Here is an 18,717-nt window from a genome sequence, read left to right on the forward strand (position 1 = left end):
TAGACTTTTTCATATTCTTATATCCTTGATTGTTTCATAAATACTTAATAACACGCTTTAACGGTATTGATATCAAACACAAATTTTGTTGTGCATTTATAAAATACATATCACGTATCATGCCACTCTTAAAAAGCATTTAAAATCAAAAGGTTGGTTTAACATGCTAAAGGGGGAGACTGCCTTAATAGTGTAATGACTAATTTTATAGTTTCATCTGCCATCGGATGGCGAATTTGACCATTCTGCACCACATGGCCCTAAGCTCAGAAGGGAGCTCAGAAGGGGACAGACACTCGCTTGAAGAAATTATTTAAAGAAATGGACAGACACTCAATGTGAATACATCTTTTTGGTTACAAGCTGCTTTTTTGAGTGTGTGTCCGAGAAGTACAGGTAGCTATTTGAGTGTGTGTCCAACGAGTACAGGCAAGGTTTTAGCCTATGCGAGTGTCTGTCCTCGAATTTTAATAGTATGTTGGTATATGTGGTTTTTACTTTTTAGTGAGGTTAGGTGGCGATGATAAAGATTTATCACAACCCAGAGTGCGGCACGTCTAGGAATGTACTGGCGGTGATCAAGGCCTCTGGGTATGAGGTGCAGGTTATTGAGTATTTACGTGTTGGGTGGGAACGTGAACAACTAACTTATTTGTTGAATGCGGCTAACCTTAACCCTCGACAAGCGCTTCGCACAACAAAGTCGCCTGCTGCTGAATTAGGGTTACTTGATGAAACAGTGAGTAACGAAATCATCTTTGAATTGATGCTGGAACATCCCGTTTTAGTGAATAGGCCTATTGTTTGCATTCCCGAAGGTGAACACGAAAAAGCAGTTTCTTTACCTCTTGGGAGAGTTGAAGGTAATTCCTATTCGAATAACGCAAAAGAAACAGTGAAATTATGCCGGCCAAGTGAAGCTGTACTGGATATTTTGCCTGTATGGCCACAAGGCCCTTTTGCTAAAGAAGACGGCACACCACTTATAGACCAAGATGGTAAACGAGTAATTTAAACGGAGTAGTTTATGCAGGACAAGTACACGCAATTAAATAAGGCTAAAAGGCTTGCATTGGCCTGTTTGATTTTTGCCGCAAGTGTATTTGTTTTAACGGTTTTACTTCCCAAGTTTTATCCAAACTTGCAAGGAGCATGGTGGTTGGGGCTTATTAAGATGGCCAGTGAGGCGGCGCTCATCGGTGGTCTAGCTGACTGGTTTGCAGTGACAGCATTATTTAAGCCAATTCCAGCGAAGTACCCCATTCCGCACACCAATATCGTGGCTAGTAACAAGTCTGTTATTGCTAATAACCTGTCATTGTTCGTTAAGGAAAAGTTCTTTCATCCTGAAGCAATAGAGAAGCTAATTCGGGACAGCGACCCTGCTAAGGGCGCGGGAAGGTGGTTGTCACAGGATAGAAACGCTTCCCGTTTAAGTCGCTTTCTATGCGATGCTTTTGCAGGCGTTCTGCGTGTGCTCGATGACAAACCTGTGAAAGCGTTTATCGCTAAAACCGCACAGAAGGGCATTAACCAACTTGATCTTAGGCAATTGATGGCAACCTCGTTAAGCGCCGTTACGAAAGAGCGCCAGCATCAGGTAGTGCTTGATAGGGTGTTAGGGAAATTGGCCTCACTGCTTGCAGAGCCTGAAACACAAATCTACATAGCAGATACGTTAGTAGTCTGGCTAAAAACCGAATACAGTCGTATTGAAAAGCTATTGCCGTCTAGTTGGCTAAGCGAGCAGGGGGCACTCATTGCTGTTAAAGCGGTTTCAAGTATTTTGGAAGATGTATACGAAGATGAGCATCACCCCATTCGCCATGCATTTGATGAGCAAGTACACGAATTTCTTTACGAACTACAGCACAGCCCGTTAATGGAGAAAAAGGTAAACAGCTATCGGGAAAAAATTACTAATGACCCAGCGTTAAACGCGTATGTTCAGCAATCATGGGCCAAGTTTCATCAATGGCTTTTAACGTCTCTTGAACAGCAAAATGGTAAAGCAGAAACAAAGGTGTCGAGCCTTTTAAAAGATTTGGGTACTACGTTAACGCAAGACAGTGAGCTAGCAAAAGCGTTCAATAAGCACATTGGAGAAGCGGCTAAATATATGGCGCCTGAGTTGGCTGAATTTCTAACCCGTCACATTCGTGACACCATCAATAGCTGGGATGAACGTGAAATGGCTGAGCAGGTAGAGTTGAATATTGGCCGCGATCTTCAAAAAGTTCGCATAAACGGCACGATCGTAGGCGGGTTGATAGGTGCAATATTGTTTGGCATAGAGGCCCTGCTTGGCCTCTAGTCATTTATTTAAGCAAGTCGCATTAGCTGGTGTGGGTATGAATAGCTTAAGTGTCGCTGTTAATCAGCGCTAAAACGCAAACTATAAAGCAACCATTTCAACGCTTTCTATTGGCAACAAATTTTAAAAAAGTCTACTTCGCCGTTAGTGCAAATACCAAATTATCAGCGTCTACTTTGCCTTTCAAACCGCCTTCAAGCACCGAGCGCTCTAACCTTTGAATGTTGTAGTCCACTGAATAAAGAGCGTCAACGGTTTTTTCGTTTACGCTAAAGGGAGGGCCGGCCATTTCATTCTGGTCATACTCGAAAGAAATGATTAGCTGGGGAGCGCATTGAGTAATGGCCATTAAATGCGCAGCATATTGCTCGCGAAGCGGGCTAGGCAGTGCGACTAAAGCGGCTCTATCATAAATGCCCGTAACGTCACCTAAGTCGCTTGATGTAAGTTTAAAGATATCACCTACGTAAATGGTTAAACCGTCTTTAGCGTAAATTTTACCGTTGGAAGTAGTGGTAACGGTAGGCTCTACACCTAGCTCTTCAAACAGCTGTATAATAGCCACTTCGCTTAGCTCAGCACCAACCACTTCACAACCTTGAGCCAGTAACCAACCAATATCACGGGTCTTTCCACATAGTGGTACAAAAATGCGCTTTAAAGATGTGCTAGGACTATCGTCGCCAAACAGAAAAGACGCATACTTTACTAAAAGTGCATTCCCTTCAGGTTCGTGAAATCCAATCTCGTTCTTTTGCCATTTACTGTGCCAAAAACTATGTTCCATATAAACCTCAAGTAGGTAAGCGATATATCTCTAAAAAAACAGGCGTTTTTATGAAGGGTATTAGAAACAAAAAAGGTAGCGAGAAACGCTACCTTTTAAACAAAATTAGTTATCAAGCGGTGTATTGAAGTCTTCAGATAACTCGAAGTCACCTTCAACCGTTGTCACTTTGTTGTCTACAAAGTTAATCACCATTTGCTTTTGAAAATCTTCACCACGCTTTTTCATACCGCGCTTCATATCGTAAACGTAGTACCAAGTGTCATCGTCGAATGAGTCTTGAACAACAGGGTTACCTAGTACATAAATAACTTGTTCTTTTGTCATTCCAACGCGCAGCTTTTCCACATCTCTTTGATCAAGGAAGTTTCCTTGAGGAACGTCGATTCGATAAATCCAGTTCGAGCAAGCGGTTGATGTTAGTGTGATACCAAGAATTACTAATAGGTGTTGCAACTTCATGCGTTAATTTGTCCAGTATTGCCTTTGTTAGTGTCAATGAACTTCGCTAAAGCGAATTTCGAGACTGTTTTATTGCAAGCGCGAAGGCATGCTACATTGACAACTATGACCAATCAACTGCATTTTAGTTCGATGCTGCGCTTTTAAGCAGTTCTTTTGCATTCGCTAGCGCCGATTTGGTTACTTTATCACCGGCTAACAGTCTTGCAAGCTCATCGATCCTGTCTTGCTTAGTCAGCGCCAACATCTGGGTTTCAGTACTTTCCCCGTCGGTAAGCTTGGTAACAAACAATTGATTATGTGCCTGTGCCGCTACTTGAGGTAGATGGGTAACACACATTACTTGCGATTGTTTACCTAATTTACGTAAAAGCCCGCCAACGATTGATGCTGTTGGGCCGCTAATGCCCGTATCGACTTCATCGAAAATCATAGTAGGGGTAGCGTGATGGCCGCTCGCGATAACCTGAATAGCCAGTCCTATACGAGAAAGTTCACCACCTGATACGACTTTTTCTAATTTGTCTGCATCTTGACCAGGGTTGGTAGACACTTTAAATTCTACGGTATCTAGACCTGTGCTCACCGGCTTCTTAAGTTCGTCGTATTGAATCTGAATATCCACTTTTGCGTGGGGCATATTCATTTGGCGAATTTGCACTTCAATATCTTCGCTTAGCTTACCAGCAGCACGTTGCCTGCTCTCGGAAAGCGCTTTGGTCGCGGTTAAATACGTTGCTCGTGCTTCTTCTACTTCGCCTTCAAGCGTACCTAACAGTGTTTCCTGTTCCGATAAAGCATTGAATTCGGCGGCTAGCTCTTGGTGATGCTGATAAAGTCCCTCTGGCATCACAGTATGTTTACGGGCAAGTTCCATCGCCTTCGCATAGCGCGCCTCAACTTGCTGTAAGCGAAGTGGATCGATCTCTAAGTGATCGCAGTAGCTACGTAGCTCTCCTGCCGCTTCTTCTACTTGAATTGCTGCATCATTAAGCATTGCAATGATTGGCGTTAAACTAGCGTCGTGCGCCTCTAGTTCGCCTAAACGTTCAATACTGCTTTGTATAACTGACAATGCGTTGCCTTCATCGCTTTCATATAAATTGTATACGCTGGTCTGTGCTTGCTCTAAAAGGCTTTGCCCGTTACTCAGGCGTTTGTGCTCTATTTCTAACTCTTCAAATTCACCCTCTTCAATGGCGAATTCATCAAGTTCTTGAACCTGATAAGTTAACAGCTGAATTCTGTCTTCGCGCTGCTGGGCTTGTTCTTGAAGCGCCTTTAACGTGCGCTGCTTATCACGCCAAAGAGAGTAGGTTTCTCTAACTTGCACTAATATGTCGTCGTGCTTAGCGTAACCATCAACTAATTCCCTTTGGTGGTCTTCTTTCAGCAACTGTAGGTGAGTATTTTGACCGTGAATGGCCAACAAAAACTGGCCTAAGCCTTTTAACTGCTGAAGTGAGGCGGGAATACCGTTGATAAAAGCTTTTGAACGGCCTTCCTTTGAAATAACTCTGCGAATAAAGCAGCTATTCTCATCTTCATCTGAGGTGAGCTCATGTTCATCGAGGAAGGCTTTAGCTAATACATTGCCGTTTAGAGAAAAGTGAGCAATGATCTCCGCTTTTGCGCTGCCTTTTCGCACCGCATTTGCGTCGGCGCGCTCGCCTAAGCACAAACTTAAAGCATCAATGGCGATGGATTTACCAGCACCGGTTTCGCCGGTTATAGCAGTCAACCCGTTTTCCAGTTGAACCGATAATTGTTTTACAACAGCAAAATTTGAAATAGAAAGATGCGCTAACATAACCACACTCGAAAAAAGTTGAACATGATGATATATACAGTAACTGATAATATATACAGTATTTTTTCCGTGTAAAGTTAAGTCGTAAATATTTTACTTAAAAATTAAAGTGGATTGTGAAAAGTTTAAAGAAATCAATATTGTATAGAGCGTTTAAAAAGGAGTGGTTATGAGTAACCCATTAATAATAGGCTGCGCTAGATGCGTTCGTTACAGTGGTTATACAGTAGTAAATTAGCTCAATGCTAAGTAGCTGAATAACTCAAAAGCTAGCGGTAAACAATTCCACAACGCAGTAGAGAACCTGATAGCAAAAAGGAGAGCGTAAGCTCTCCTTAAAATTCAATTTCAATTAAATAGCAGGTAGTCCAAATGACTATGTGGTTTACCAGCAATTATACATTATTGCTGTAGCTCACCGCTGCCAGACTCAATGTGCGCGCGCACAAACCACTGGAACTGTTCTAAATCTGCAAGTTGGCCGGTGATCATATCTTCCGATACTGGGTCAATTTCACCTAAAAGCTCTAACGCTTTTCTATGGTCACCATTTACACCGTCATATACGGCATCCAGCGCCTTAAGGTGGTCAAGTACTAAACCTTTACCCAACTCATAATCGTTCCAGCTGCGACCTTCAACAATGGCTTTCGGTGTACCTTTAGGTACGCCACCTAACGTGGCAATTCGCTCTGCAATTGTGTCGGTCATTTCGCGTACCGCATCTACCTGCGGATCCAACATTTTATGCACACCGATAAAATTTGGTCCTACTACATTCCAGTGAATGTGCTTCAACGTTAACTGTAAATCTAATAGTGCAACCAATCGCTGATCCAATACCTTGATTGTTTTGGCAGCTGCATCGTTATCCATTCCAGGGGCTGTAAATTTGATATTGGTGTTACTCATGATATCTCCTATTGAATGCAAATAAGTCAGCGGGATGCGAAACATCATTTAGGCCAAATAACAAAGACCTTGTGCTGACGACTTGTTGTAATAGGTGCAACAGGTATGCCGAAAACTTATATTTCTATAAGTCTTGGTTTTCGTTAAGGAAATTAGAGAAGATTAAAAAATCTTTATTTTTCAAGCCTGTAGCAATCAAGAAAATGCTACAGGCTTATGTAATAAATGCACATGGAATCAACTAAATGGAGCAGGGAGGTTAGTAAAGCTTACTACCCCAACCTAACTTTTTACGAAGTACATTGAAGTAGCTGTAGCCCTTAGGGTGAACAAGATGGAGTTTGTCTACGCTTTTGTTTATTCGAATTTCATCGCCAGGTAGCACCGGCAGAACAATATGGCTATCGCAACTCACTTGTAGCGAGTCACTATTAACCTTTGATACTTTCATCGATACCTGACTGTCAGCATCAACAACGATTGGACGGCTGCTCAGTGTGTGAGGAAACATGGGTACCAACGTAAGTGCATCTAGCTTGGGCATAATAATAGGGCCGCCCGCTGATAAAGAGTAAGCCGTTGAACCTGTAGGTGTGGCTACTATTAATCCGTCGCTGCGCTGACTGAATACAAATTGCTCATCGATGTAAATTTCAAATTCCATCATATGGGCAACTTTTCCGTGGTGAAGTACCACTTCGTTTACAGCAGAGTTGTTACTTTTAAGCTTTTCGTGTCGATAAACTTCTACTTCAAGTAAGAAGCGCTCTTCTACTACGCATTCACCGTTAAAGATAAGGTCAAGTTGTTGAACAATATCATCGGGGTGGATATCAGTTAAAAAGCCGAGATTTCCGCGGTTTACACCGACAACGTGAATGTCAAAGCGAGCGAGCACACGTGCTGCACCAAGCATGCTGCCGTCACCGCCTACCACAACGGCAAGGTCAGCCTCTTTGCCAATAGTGACAAGGTTACAGCTTTTGAAGTTTTCGGTTTCAAGTTCTTCAGCAATACTTTCCTCAACCAATAATTTACAGCCTTTTGCCAATAAATATTCGGCAAGAATGTTCAGGCTGTCGTGGGTTGCAGCGTGCTGAGGTTTTCCAATTAAAGCAACGGTTTGATAGGGCATGGAATGCTAATGTCCTTTCATTTCCAATGGTTGGACATTAGCACAGGTTTTTTACAAAAGAAAAGCGTTAAACGGCACACAGCGCAAGGTTTAGCGATCTTCTAACCGATTATAGTCGAGAAGACCGCCTTCAATAGGATAGCGCTCGCTAGACCATTGCATTAGTTTATCACTAAACGCCCAAAAGTTAGGGTTGGTTCGGCGCATGCCAACATCGATGAGCAAGGCTTTGTAATCGGCTTCGCTTTTAATAGATTTAAGCTTCTCAATCGAAGACGTTATTTCTGAGGCATTGATATACCAGAATGCGTCAGGGTAACTGCCCAACAAACCATGAACTAGCGTGATTGAATCTTTAGAAGGCTCCCGGTTTTCCTCTTCTTCAAATAGGCTATTTACATTGTAATGCGCACTATTTCTAAGGGCAGTGAATACATCAATGTTGTCTGGGTTTTTGTCGTCTTGAATCACAATCATGGTAGTTTCAGGCATCAAGGTCGCTTGTTGAGCAGGAAGTGAATCTAAGCGCTCTAATGCTTCGAACTGTTCAGCTGATAGCAAACGTTTATTGTAGGTTGAGGCGTTCGGTTGAACCTTAGCCAAGTATTGCGATAACAATTGATAAAGTTCTTGTTGAGGATTATCTGTTTCGAACGCTATGCCAGAAGGTTGTTCGAAACTGTTGATATCACCTTCCAAATAATCGGTAAGTTCAGGGCTTGCGTTTTGATACCAATCGTCGAGAAGGTCATGGCGGGTAGTTGGAGGAAGCAGATTAAGGAAGTTCGATTCACCTTCCATGCGCAAGAAATCCATGTACAAACGGGTCAATAACTGATGGCCATAATTGCCGTAAACATCAAAGCCAGCCACAAGCAAATAGTGAATGCGCTCTAACAAGGCATAGTCAATCACCCATGCTGTTTTAGTGGGCTGGCCAACCATCCCCTTAACAACTGTGGCATTATCGAAATGACGAAATACGGTTAAGCTGGCATTGGTATTATCGCCGTCGCCATCCCATATACTCGACACACTCAAATGCTCTTCATTTTTGAATTCATTGTTCAAAAAGGTGGTTCTTGCACGCATATATTCGCCTTGGCGCTTTGCGTATTTAACCCAGTTTACCGCAAGGGCTGAGCTATCTTTTTCAGCGGGAAGGTGGAGGTTTTCTTTTTGAGAAGCGTAAAAAGCATTTACTTTTTCAGAGGCTGCAATGTCTGGGTCGACAAAGAACACCCAGAATCGATCGTTAATGACGTTAAGAGCGACTTGTCCTCTGCACACGGGACCTTTGATATAACCCATAATGGTGTTTTGCGCGCGCTCAAGCATAAATCGATAACGACTTTCTACTGGCAATAAGGTAAAGGCCGTTAATGGGTTGGCCGCCACTTGGGGTTTGTATGATGGCAATGTTTCTACAGAAAATTCTGCGTCGACAAACCACGATTGCCATTTATCCATCAGTGTTTTATTAATGGCGTACGCTTGATGTGTTTTACTCACAATAGTTGAATGCACTGGCTGTAGACGATAGTAAACGCGCTCGACCTCCGGGTCGTCGAAGGGTCTGCGAGTAGCAATAATATCTAACGCTTGTCCGGGTGGTGTACGCGAGCGCACTAGATTAAAAAACTGAGGCGTTTTACCTTTTTCTGAAATATCTTCGAAATAGAGGTGAGACGTAAACAAGTGTTCGTAAATATAGCGTGCGGAAAGCTGCATCTTGTTGCTATCCCCATTAAGCCATACTTCCAAATCAGTTATGTTCTCATTCAGTTCTTGTGAGAGCCCTTTGGGTAAAGGTAACGGCGCGCCATGGTTTAACCACTGAATGAGTGTATTGTGCTCTGCATCCGACAGGGCTGGCAGTGCGTAGGGCATGCCTCCCAGGGGCTGGCCTGCTATGTACCCGCCCATTTCATCTATTGTTGGGCATTGGTTTTGTCGATTTAAGCTTATATCGAAATTGTCACCTAAATGAGCGGTGTTGGGCAAAGGGTGCTGTTTTTTTAGCAAAAGCATTTGCGCTAGCACCGAAGATTGGGTCGGCGAAGCGTTAGGTTTTTCTTTCGATTCGAGCACGTCGAAAAAGCCACGCTCTCGCCATGCGTCTACGTTGTGGGCGTCGAGAAACATTCTATTGGGTTGGGCAGCGGTGAGTCGTGTCCCTTCATAGACTTTTTCTTTGTTAGCACCTCTGGCTATACCTTCTGGAGATGACATTTTTAGTTGGCATGGCGCATCGTAGCAGGCGTGGCAGACAACACAGCGCTGCGTTAGTACTGGGTTTACTTGTGTATCAAAGAAATTGTCGGGCAAATTCTCCATGGCGGGCATGACGTTGTTTGATGAAAGTAAAGGAGCGTCAGGTTTCGGCCATTGCCATATCGCTATAGCGATAATTGCTATCAGCAACGAAATCATACCGAGTTTCTTCATAATCGTAGTCCACAGAAAAGTTCTAATCAGTTTATCACTCATTTCACGTACGGTGATGTTAATAATTAACCATTAACTCTTGGCAATGGAAACAACCACGCATTTGTATGTATTTGGAGGAAAGCTGGAGAGGTAGTGGGGCGGTAACATTATTTTTACATTGTCATTGCTTTGGGCGTTGTACTAGGTATGCTGATGAAAAGAATTCGCAGCGAGGGAAACATGTCTCATCAAATTATTCTGCCAAGAGTGATGCACATAGGGAAAGGGGCGAGTCAGCGGGTTGCTGAAACGCTAAAAGGACTCAACTGCCATAAACCTTTACTGGTTACCGATAAGGTAATGGTTGAGTTGGGATATAGTGCTGCCATAGTACAGGTGCTGGAAGAGGCAGGAATAAGCGCCGATGTATTTTCAGATACGGTGCCAGAGCCCACGGTGAGGTCTATTTATCGCGGTGTGGATGCGTTCAAAACCCACACTTATGACAGCATCATTGCCTTAGGTGGTGGAAGCCCTATTGATAGCGCAAAAGCCATCGCTATTTTGGGTAAGTTCGGCGGCGAAATGCGAGACTACAAATTCCCGCGGGTTGTAGATGAAGCGGGGCTACCAATTATCGCCATTCCCACAACAGCGGGAACGGGCTCAGAAGCAACCCGGTTTACCATTATCACTGACGAAGATACCACTGAAAAAATGTTGTGTGTTGGTTTAGGGTTTATGCCAACGGCAGCCTTAGTCGATTATTCATTAACGCAAAGTTTGCCTGCCCGCGTGACAGCCGATACAGGCATTGATGCACTTACTCACGCTATTGAAGCGTTTGTAAGCCGTAAAGCCAATCTTTACAGTGATGCACAGGCATTGTCAGCCATGGCGTTAATTGCGCCTAATCTACGCACTGTATTTGCAGACCCATCAAATGAAACGGCGAGAGAATCAATGATGCTGGGCTCAACGCTCGCGGGCATTGCTTTTTCAAATGCTTCAGTTGCCCTTGTTCACGGAATGAGCCGGCCTATCGGTGCGGCGTTCCATGTGCCTCACGGATTGTCGAATGCCATGTTGTTGCCCGCGGTTACCGCCTTTTCTATTCCAAGTGCATCAGTGCGTTATGCACAATGTGCCCGCGCCATGGGTGTTGCTACCCAAAGTGACTCTGATGAGGTGGCGAATCAAAAGCTTATCAACGAACTAAAAGCACTGAATGCAGATTTGCAGGTACCTACGCCTGCCGACTTCGGTATTGATAAAGAGGCATTTTTTGCAGCGACGTCAACAATGGCAGAACAAGCTCTGGCATCAGGTTCTCCCGGTAATAATCCACGTGTACCTACCATTGAAGAAATGGTTGCCATTTATGTATCTCTTTGGGAATAGCGCTTTTTGCGAAAACACTAAATGAAAAAAGACTGCTTATTGCAGTCTTTTTTATGTGAAAAGAAATATTGTGTAAAAAGCTTGCGGGCTATCGTGCCGTCCAGCCCCCATCAAGCACCATGGTTTGCCCAGTTATATTGCGGGCACTGGGTGACATTAAGAAGCTTGCGGTATCGGCAAGCTCTTCAACGCTAACAAATTGCTTTTTAGGCATGGGTTCTAACATTATTTTTGTTATAACATCTTCCTCGGTAAGATTGTTTTCTTTTGCCTGAGCTGCAATTTGTTTCTCCACCAATGGTGTTTTCACATAGGCGGGGCAAAGGGTATTGATAGTTACATCGCAATCTCCTGTTTCAAGCGCGATAGTTTTTGCGAACCCTAACAGCCCATGCTTCGCCGCTACATAAGCAGACTTATAGGGCGAGGCTACCAACGAGTGAATAGATCCTACATTGATAATGCGCCCGTAATTTTGCTTACGCATGACAGGTAAAAAAGCTTGGGTTAAAAGAGCAGGTCCAACAAGCATGATATTTATAAGCTGCTGCCATTTATCTGCAGGGAAGTCCTCTATGCGTGAAACGTGCTGAATACCGGCATTGTTTATAAGTACATCAACGGTATGCTTCCCTAGTACCTCAGGTAGCGCTGCGACTTGCCCTGCATCGCACACGTCTACGGCTACTGCGCTGGCCGAACCGTCTAAATGCGCAAGTCGAGTCACAGCCTCTTTTGCTGCCTGTTCGTTTATGTCGGCGATGATCACATGGTGCCCTTGTTTCATCATTGACTCAGCAATGCCAAAGCCAATGCCGCTTGCTCCACCCGTGATAAATATTGTGCGCTTAGTCATTGTTACTTCCGTTGGATTTATTTAGTGAAGGTGCACTATTTAATGAAAACAGCAGCTGTTTTACTGCGTTTATTTGTGCGCCGTTCCTGTTGGCGTAATCGCCAGAGGCATAGCCCCACCAATCCCAACAGCCTTGTGGATTTAACGGCATGAATAACGACTTCTTAGTTTGCGGATAAAGCACAACAATATTGTTGTCATCAGCCCATTCATTCAGCCCTGTTTGGGTAGTGTAGGCATCGCCTACGGCATCGGCATACTGGTTACAGCCGTGGAAACTAATATGGGCTCTGCATGGCTCGCCTTGTGCACAGCTTTCAGGCACATACATAAAGCCTTCACTTGCTAATGTTTTGGCATCGTCACCCGCTATTTTTTGCTGATCAATTGAATGAATTTGCCCTGACAGTGACTCGTCGGGTGTCGAAACATCTTCAACAAGATGAGAGAGCATGGCACCTGCTGCATCGTAATCGCAGTTTCCAATGAAGGGGCTCTCTGATTTCATGCAGTTAACCCCATTGTTTTTGGTGGGAAAAAGGTGAGCCATCGGTTTATCATTGATATAGGCAATATTTTGTGTGTCTGTCCACAATTTGTATTGCTCAAATAATAAATCGCTCACTGGTGCAATCACTCTGGTGTCTTGCGTACCGTGAAAAAGCCAGACTTTTGTGTCTTTCATATTGGAAAGCGACGCAATTTTTCCTTCAGTTTCATACTGTTTGGCTTTTTCATTCAGCGCTTCAAGGTTAATTTCTCCCTCTACCTTGTTCACGCACTGTGCCAGGGCAGTGGTTATATCACCTTGTGCACAGAAGTACGGGCCACCAGCAATAACGCCAACGCCTTTTACCCAGTCGCTGTGTGCTAATTGAAATTGTGTTGCCATGTAACCGCCTGACGATAAGCCAGATACGGTAACGTTCTTTAAATCAATGGTGAGTGAAGGGAGCGCGTCTTGCGCAGATGACTCGTTACCGAATACCGGTACACTAACGGCAAGTGCGCTTAATACAGACAGACAAAGCGCGTGGCGTAAAAAGGGGGTAGATTTCATCATTGCATTGCTGCCTTATCATTTTCTAAAAATTGGCTAATAGCCTGAGCCTGAGCGGATACATTCGTCACGCCTTCCAAATGACCTAATTTGCCATTTAGCGTAACCAATGTGCTGTCGTTATTCATTGAAGTTAAACCTTGGTGTGCACTTTGCGATAAGTAGGGCATAAGAAGCAAATCAGTTTGAGCTGGAATAAACAGCGTTTTCGCCTTTATCGACGCCAGCCCTTGCTCAAGATTACCTTGATGTCCAGCAACGAAGAGCTGGCAAGCTCGAACCAAATATAAAAGGTGGTTTGCGTCCATAGATTTTGCCCGGGTCTTCGCTCGCTCACGTAGCCAGTTCACAATACTGTGTGATTGACGTATGTCATTCAGCGGCGCCGACTCAACATTTTTATACCCTAACGTGTTGCCGGTTTGGTTGAAAAAAGAAGGGGTAAGGGCATTTTGCGTAATTAACATGAGCGAGGCAGCTAAGCCATTAAGAGGGGCTTGCTCTTTGGAATAAGCGCCGTTGTTCCAGTTTTTATCTAGAGTGATTGGCGTTGCCCAGTGTTCCAATGCCGCGGTAGTCCATGCATCGCTTTGACCTGCGCCGATAACTGAAATCATACGTTCAACCCAGTCTGGGTAAGCGCTCGCCCAATCGATAGCCTGCATAGAGCCCATAGAAGGCCCAATAACCGCATACAGTTTGCTAATACCTAAACTTTCGAGAAGTGCTTTTTGAACATTGACAAAATCACGTATTGTCACGACGGGAAAGTCTAAGCCATAGGGTTTACCTGTATCTGGATTTATTGACGTAGGACCGGTTGTAATAACGTGCGGGTCGTAAGCATTTAGATTGGCCAGCGTATCAACGCTTATTACATAAAAGCGGTCTGTATCAATCGCCTTGCCGGGGCCGATAATACTATCCCAGTAGCCTGGCGCTGGATCGTTTTCATCGTACTTTCCAGCGGCATGAGAAGATCCAGAAAAATAGTGGGTAATCAGTATAACGTTACTCTTAGCTTCATTTAGTGTTCCGTACGCCTCCCAGCCAACTTTTACGTTTTTAATTTGTTTACCACCAAAGGTTGTGAAATGAGGCATTTCAAAAACGCGTTTTTCTACCATCAGCGAAGCGCTTGGCAAGGAAGAAACGGGCTCAGAAGTAGGTGCTTTTGAAGAACTGAGCGATGGCGATGTATCGTCGGATTCGCCAGCAATGCCCTGGCAATGTACCGTCAACATTAGTGTGGCAAATAATCCCACCAAGGAGCGCTGCTTTTTAACTAAATACACCTCAACCAAATTTGCTATTGCTAAGTGTTTCTGCACTCGTTGTGAGCTGAGCTGTTTCAATAACTTATTGATGCCTTTGCTCTTACTCCACACTAGCGTGGAAGCAAGCGTCTTTTTCCAATTCATACTTTCTTATCCCTTTCTCTGGCCGCATTTTTAGATGGCAATGTTTTGCTAGAGTGACTTATATATCGTGCGGCCTTAGGCCATATCTTTGGCTTTGACTAATGCTACATAATGCTAAACAGGCCAATGGCCATGGCAAGGCCAATAACTGGCACCACAACTGTTAGCGCACCAACCGCCCAGTAGGCAGCCTGATGGGTTTCGTTACAAATGGCGCGTATGGTAGTAACCACATAGCCATTGTGAGGTAACGAATCTAATGCGCCTGATGATATAGACACAATTCTATGTAGCTGTTCTGGCTCTACGCCTTGGTCAAGGTAATGCGGAGCCACCAAGGGTAAGGCAATGGCTTGTCCGCCAGATGCACTTCCTGTTAATCCTGCAATCACGCTTACGGCAATGGCGGCACCAATAAGCTCGTTACCAGGAATTTGGGTCATAAGCGCTACTGTTGTTTGAAACGCTTCGGTGTTTTTTGCTATCGAGCCAAAACCTACAACAGCTGCGGTGTTACCTATGGCGATCAATGCGCCGGTGGTACCCGCATTTATGGCAACCGGTAAACTGTGAAAATGTTTGTAGTTAATCGCCAGCAAACACAGTACGCCGCCGCCTAACGCCAGAATAAGCGCAAGCTGAGCGAGTTCTTCATGGAATAGAAACGAAATGACTAACACCACGACTAACGGCACAATTCCGGTAAGCGGGTGGGGTAGCGCTCTGTTTCGCACTTCAGGGTCGCTTGCTCTGGCTTCAAACACCTCGCCTTTATTAACGGCTTTTCTGATCATCTTAGCAAGCCACCAGTAACCGAAGCATGCCATGAATATGGCGACGACAAGGCTAACTTCCCACGCGGCAAAAGGGGAGGTACCCAAATACTTTATAGGGATCCAGTTTTGGATTTCTGGCGAGCCCGCGGAGGTCATCGTAAATGTTACCGACCCGAATGCCATGGCAGCAGGTATGAAGCGACGGGGTAGGTTGGCATCTTTAAACAAACTCACCGCCATAGGGTAAACAGAAAACGCTACCACAAACACGCTTACACCACCGTAGGTCAAAATAGCGCAAGCTAGCACAACAGCTAATACGGCACGCTTGTAACCAATTTTGGTGATAATCCAGCGAGAAACAGCATCTGCTGCTCCTGTGTCTTCCATGAATTTACCGAATAACGCACCAAGTAAAAACATGAAAAACCAAGAGGCGATAAAGCCAGAGAAACCACTCATATAGGTTTGAACGAAGTTTACGTCGCCGGTGAAGACGCCGATATTATTGGTAATGGCAACTACAAGCGCACACAAAGGTGCAGCAATAAAGAGGTTCATTCCGCGTATTGTCAAAACAATAAGCAACAACAGACCGCCTACTAAGCCAATCATACTTAACATAGTTATTATTCCTTAAAAAATCTGTGACCGCAGATGATCCTAAACAGTTAAGTCGATTTAAGATTTGCTTACACTCAAAACCACAAAGTGTATACAAATCAGATAAAAAGCGTTCATAACAGACATAAAGTTTGACGTTACTTTTATCAAAATCCCATAGTACGATGGTACTACATACTATTAACAAATAATTAACTAAAGTGATTTTGACCGTAGGCAATACATCCGGCAGTGACCAGAACTTAGAACAACAAGGACTCACTATGTCTCAATCAATACACACAAATGGCTTGGTTTTACCCTACCAATCACATTCAGCCTCTGTTAGTACAGTAGAACGCAAAAGCGATTCAGTTAAGCTCCCCATTCGCAGCCTTTGTGCCCTAGCGGTGGCTAGCGTTTTAAGCACAGCGCCAGTATTTGCTCAGGATAGTCAAGCTGATGCCGATGCCGAAGCGCAAAAAGGAAAATTAGAACGCATTGAGGTGACAGCGCGAAAAACTGTAGAGTCGCTACAGGAAACGCCGGTAGCTATCACGTCTATTGGTGCGGTTGAACTTGGAGAAAAAGGGATTAGCGTGCTGACTGAAGTGCAGCAGTTTTCGCCCAACACTACGCTACAAACTAGTCGCGGTACCAATTCCACCTTGACGGCGTTTATTCGCGGATTGGGTCAGCAAGACCCGCTTTGGGGCTATGAACCAGGCGTGGGTATTTATGTTGATGATGTTTATATTGCTCGCCCACAAGGGGCCGTACTTGATTTGTTAGACGTACAGCGTATTGAGGTGTTACGTGGCCCGCAGGGGACGCTTTACGGAAAGAATACCATTGGTGGCGCGGTTAAATACGTTACGAAAGAAATGACCGGCGATACGCAGATGAACGTTGAAGCTACGGTAGGTAGTTACAGTCAGCGTGATATCAAAGTGACAGGTCAAATACCGCTGATTGAAGACACGGTGTATCTAGGCGTGGGTTATGCCAACTTAAACCGCGACGGCTTCGGCGAATATCTGGTAAGCGCGTTGCCCAATCAAGATAAAGAGAATTATAACAAAGATCTCTGGGCAGCACGTGTAACGCTAGAAGTTCACCCGAGTGAAGATTTGTTTTTCCGTATTGGGTGGGATAAGACCGAAGACACATCAAATGCGAAAGGCGGCTACCGTTTAATCCCAAGTATATTAACTGATGCGCCCGTGCCTGATTCGGTTTTCGATTCGTACACCAGCTTACCTACATGGAATAAAGTCGAGTTAGAAGGCTATAACTGGCTGGCACGATACAGAGTGAATGATGATTTAGAGCTTAAATATATTGGTTCGCATAGAGAGAGCTATTCACCTACCAACATTGATTTTGACAATACGCCTCTGCCTATTTTTGATGTACCGGCAGAGTATGACGACAGTAATGATACTCACGAGATTCAAGCGAATTATACCGGGAACGCGTTTAGCTTAGTGTCAGGGCTCTATTTTTACGATGGTGAGAGTTGCGGTAATTTTGATGCCATTTTAGGTGTGTTAGGTCAATCGCTTGGTGCCTCAGGGTTAACGCGGGAAGTGACGGGTTGTAATAACTCAGAAAGCTGGGCTGCCTATGCGCAGATGAACTATGACGTAACCGATAAACTATCGCTTTCGCTTGGTGCCCGATACACCGATGAAGAAAAGACCGCGTTTGTAAATAACGGTCTGGTATTCGCCAATGTTTATCCTTATACCGACTGGATTGATGGGTACGTGCGTCCCGACGGACAATTAGTACCTCAAGTACTTGGGACAGACACCGATGGCGATGAAGTGTTAGACGCGCCAGCGGTAGAAAGTTGGTCGCGCTTTACCCCGCGAGTGGGCGTGGAGTATCAAATGGACCGCGATACCATGTTCTTCGCGAGCTATTCACAAGGCTTCAAATCGGGCACGTTTAACCCTCGTGCTCAGACTAACGAGCCTGGTGTTGAACCAGAAGTCGTTGACAGCTTCGAAGTGGGTGTGAAGAGTGACTTAACCGACGCACTTCGTATGAATATCACATTGTTCTCTTACGACCACAAAGATCGTCAGTATATTGGTGTAGAAGGAGATTTGTCTGATCCAACAGCCCTTGACCAGCGACTGCGCAATGCTGCAGAAACGGCTGCAAAAGGCGCCGAGTTGGAGATGACGTGGGTAGCCACGGATAACCTTCAGTTTGACGTTGCTTATGGTTATATTGACTTTGAGATTAAGAAAAACAATGCAATCCCTCCGTTGATTGGTCTAGCAAGTACGCCAGAGAATACCTTTAATCTTAATGCCAACTACCTACTAGAAACGAGTTTTGGGGATATTACTTTCAACGCCAACTACTACTATCGCGATGATTATCTTATCTTTGAAACCAGCGATCTTATTCAACAAGATGCCTATGGGATGGTGAACTTAAGCGCGCGCTGGGAAAGCGTTGAAGGCGACTGGTATGCTGGACTACACGTCAAAAACCTGACCGATGAAGAGTATCTGGTTGGTGGTTATGACTTTGTCACGCAAGACGATGAAGGTAACTTTGGTCCGGGCCTTGGTGGTGATACGACACTTATCGGTTATTACGGTGACCCACGTACAGTTCACCTTACGGTAGGTTATCGATTCTAAACGGTATGTTCTGAAGAAGACCTGCAACACGTTTCACGCCTAGGCCATTGCGCTTAGGCGTGCTCACGTTTGCTCGACCTCTTTCGA

General features: G+C 44.6%; 14 protein-coding genes. 4 read left to right on the forward strand and 10 right to left on the reverse strand.

Going from position 1 to position 18,717, the window contains the following annotated elements; genetic code table 11:
- The first annotated feature begins 520 nt into the window (after positions 1 to 520).
- Entirely contained in the window at positions 521 to 1,015 is a 495-nt protein-coding gene (locus MASE_RS06515; RefSeq protein ID WP_041693431.1) for an arsenate reductase family protein, read from the forward strand.
- Positions 1,016 to 1,027: 12 nt separating this feature from the next.
- Positions 1,028 to 2,314 (forward strand): DUF445 domain-containing protein, encoded by a 1,287-nt coding sequence (locus MASE_RS06520; RefSeq protein ID WP_014948955.1) that lies wholly within the window; start codon positions 1,028 to 1,030, stop codon positions 2,312 to 2,314.
- A gap of 133 nt (positions 2,315 to 2,447) precedes the next feature.
- Here the strand turns inward: MASE_RS06520 and tmpT are convergent, their stop codons facing one another.
- The 6 genes from tmpT to MASE_RS06550 all read right to left on the reverse strand — a co-directional run bounded on the left by tmpT (position 2,448) and on the right by MASE_RS06550 (position 9,853).
- Entirely contained in the window at positions 2,448 to 3,101 is a 654-nt protein-coding gene (gene tmpT, locus MASE_RS06525) for a thiopurine S-methyltransferase (RefSeq protein ID WP_014948956.1), read from the reverse strand.
- A gap of 105 nt (positions 3,102 to 3,206) precedes the next feature.
- On the reverse strand, positions 3,207 to 3,563 hold the full coding sequence (locus tag MASE_RS06530; protein ID WP_012517879.1) for an outer membrane protein assembly factor BamE: 357 nt from the start codon (positions 3,561 to 3,563) through the stop codon (positions 3,207 to 3,209).
- A 124-nt stretch (positions 3,564 to 3,687) separates the two neighbouring features.
- Positions 3,688 to 5,373 (reverse strand): DNA repair protein RecN, encoded by a 1,686-nt coding sequence (recN, locus tag MASE_RS06535; protein ID WP_014948957.1) that lies wholly within the window; start codon positions 5,371 to 5,373, stop codon positions 3,688 to 3,690.
- Positions 5,374 to 5,775: 402 nt separating this feature from the next.
- The gene (dps, locus tag MASE_RS06540; protein WP_014948958.1) at positions 5,776 to 6,285 is read right to left on the reverse strand and encodes a DNA starvation/stationary phase protection protein Dps; all 510 of its coding nucleotides are present in this window, start codon (positions 6,283 to 6,285) and stop codon (positions 5,776 to 5,778) included.
- A 259-nt stretch (positions 6,286 to 6,544) separates the two neighbouring features.
- Positions 6,545 to 7,420 (reverse strand): NAD(+) kinase, encoded by an 876-nt coding sequence (gene nadK, locus MASE_RS06545; RefSeq protein WP_014948959.1) that lies wholly within the window; start codon positions 7,418 to 7,420, stop codon positions 6,545 to 6,547.
- A gap of 90 nt (positions 7,421 to 7,510) precedes the next feature.
- Entirely contained in the window at positions 7,511 to 9,853 is a 2,343-nt protein-coding gene (locus MASE_RS06550) for a fatty acid cis/trans isomerase (protein WP_014948960.1), read from the reverse strand.
- 237 nt (positions 9,854 to 10,090) lie between these two features.
- Here MASE_RS06550 and MASE_RS06555 point away from each other — a divergent pair, with 237 nt between their 5' ends.
- Positions 10,091 to 11,251 carry an iron-containing alcohol dehydrogenase gene (locus MASE_RS06555; protein WP_041693433.1) on the forward strand — a complete coding sequence of 387 codons (1,161 nt, stop codon included), beginning with the start codon at positions 10,091 to 10,093 and terminating at the stop codon, positions 11,249 to 11,251.
- Between the two features lie 88 nt (positions 11,252 to 11,339).
- Here MASE_RS06555 and MASE_RS06560 read toward each other — a convergent pair whose 3' ends face one another.
- From MASE_RS06560 to MASE_RS06575, 4 genes are all read right to left on the reverse strand, one after another.
- On the reverse strand, positions 11,340 to 12,107 hold the full coding sequence (locus MASE_RS06560) for a 3-hydroxybutyrate dehydrogenase (protein WP_014948962.1): 768 nt from the start codon (positions 12,105 to 12,107) through the stop codon (positions 11,340 to 11,342).
- Positions 12,100 to 13,170: an extracellular catalytic domain type 2 short-chain-length polyhydroxyalkanoate depolymerase gene (locus tag MASE_RS06565; RefSeq protein ID WP_014948963.1), complete on the reverse strand. Its 1,071-nt coding sequence runs from the start codon at positions 13,168 to 13,170 to the stop codon at positions 12,100 to 12,102. Before MASE_RS06565 ends, MASE_RS06560 begins: the two co-directional genes overlap by 8 nt.
- A complete protein-coding gene (locus MASE_RS06570; protein ID WP_014948964.1) occupies positions 13,167 to 14,588 on the reverse strand; it encodes an E22 family MetX-like putative esterase in 1,422 nt (473 codons plus the stop codon). Before MASE_RS06570 ends, MASE_RS06565 begins: the two co-directional genes overlap by 4 nt.
- Positions 14,589 to 14,692: 104 nt before the next feature.
- Positions 14,693 to 15,988, reverse strand: coding sequence for a GntP family permease (locus MASE_RS06575; RefSeq protein WP_014948965.1), 1,296 nt, complete (start codon positions 15,986 to 15,988; stop codon positions 14,693 to 14,695).
- Positions 15,989 to 16,251: 263 nt separating this feature from the next.
- On the opposite strand from MASE_RS06575, the gene MASE_RS06580 reads away from it, so the two are divergent.
- Positions 16,252 to 18,630, forward strand: coding sequence for a TonB-dependent receptor (locus tag MASE_RS06580; RefSeq protein WP_014948966.1), 2,379 nt, complete (start codon positions 16,252 to 16,254; stop codon positions 18,628 to 18,630).
- Positions 18,631 to 18,717: the final 87 nt, after the last annotated feature.

The organism is Alteromonas macleodii ATCC 27126 (assembly GCF_000172635.2).
GTDB lineage: Bacteria > Pseudomonadota > Gammaproteobacteria > Enterobacterales > Alteromonadaceae > Alteromonas > Alteromonas macleodii.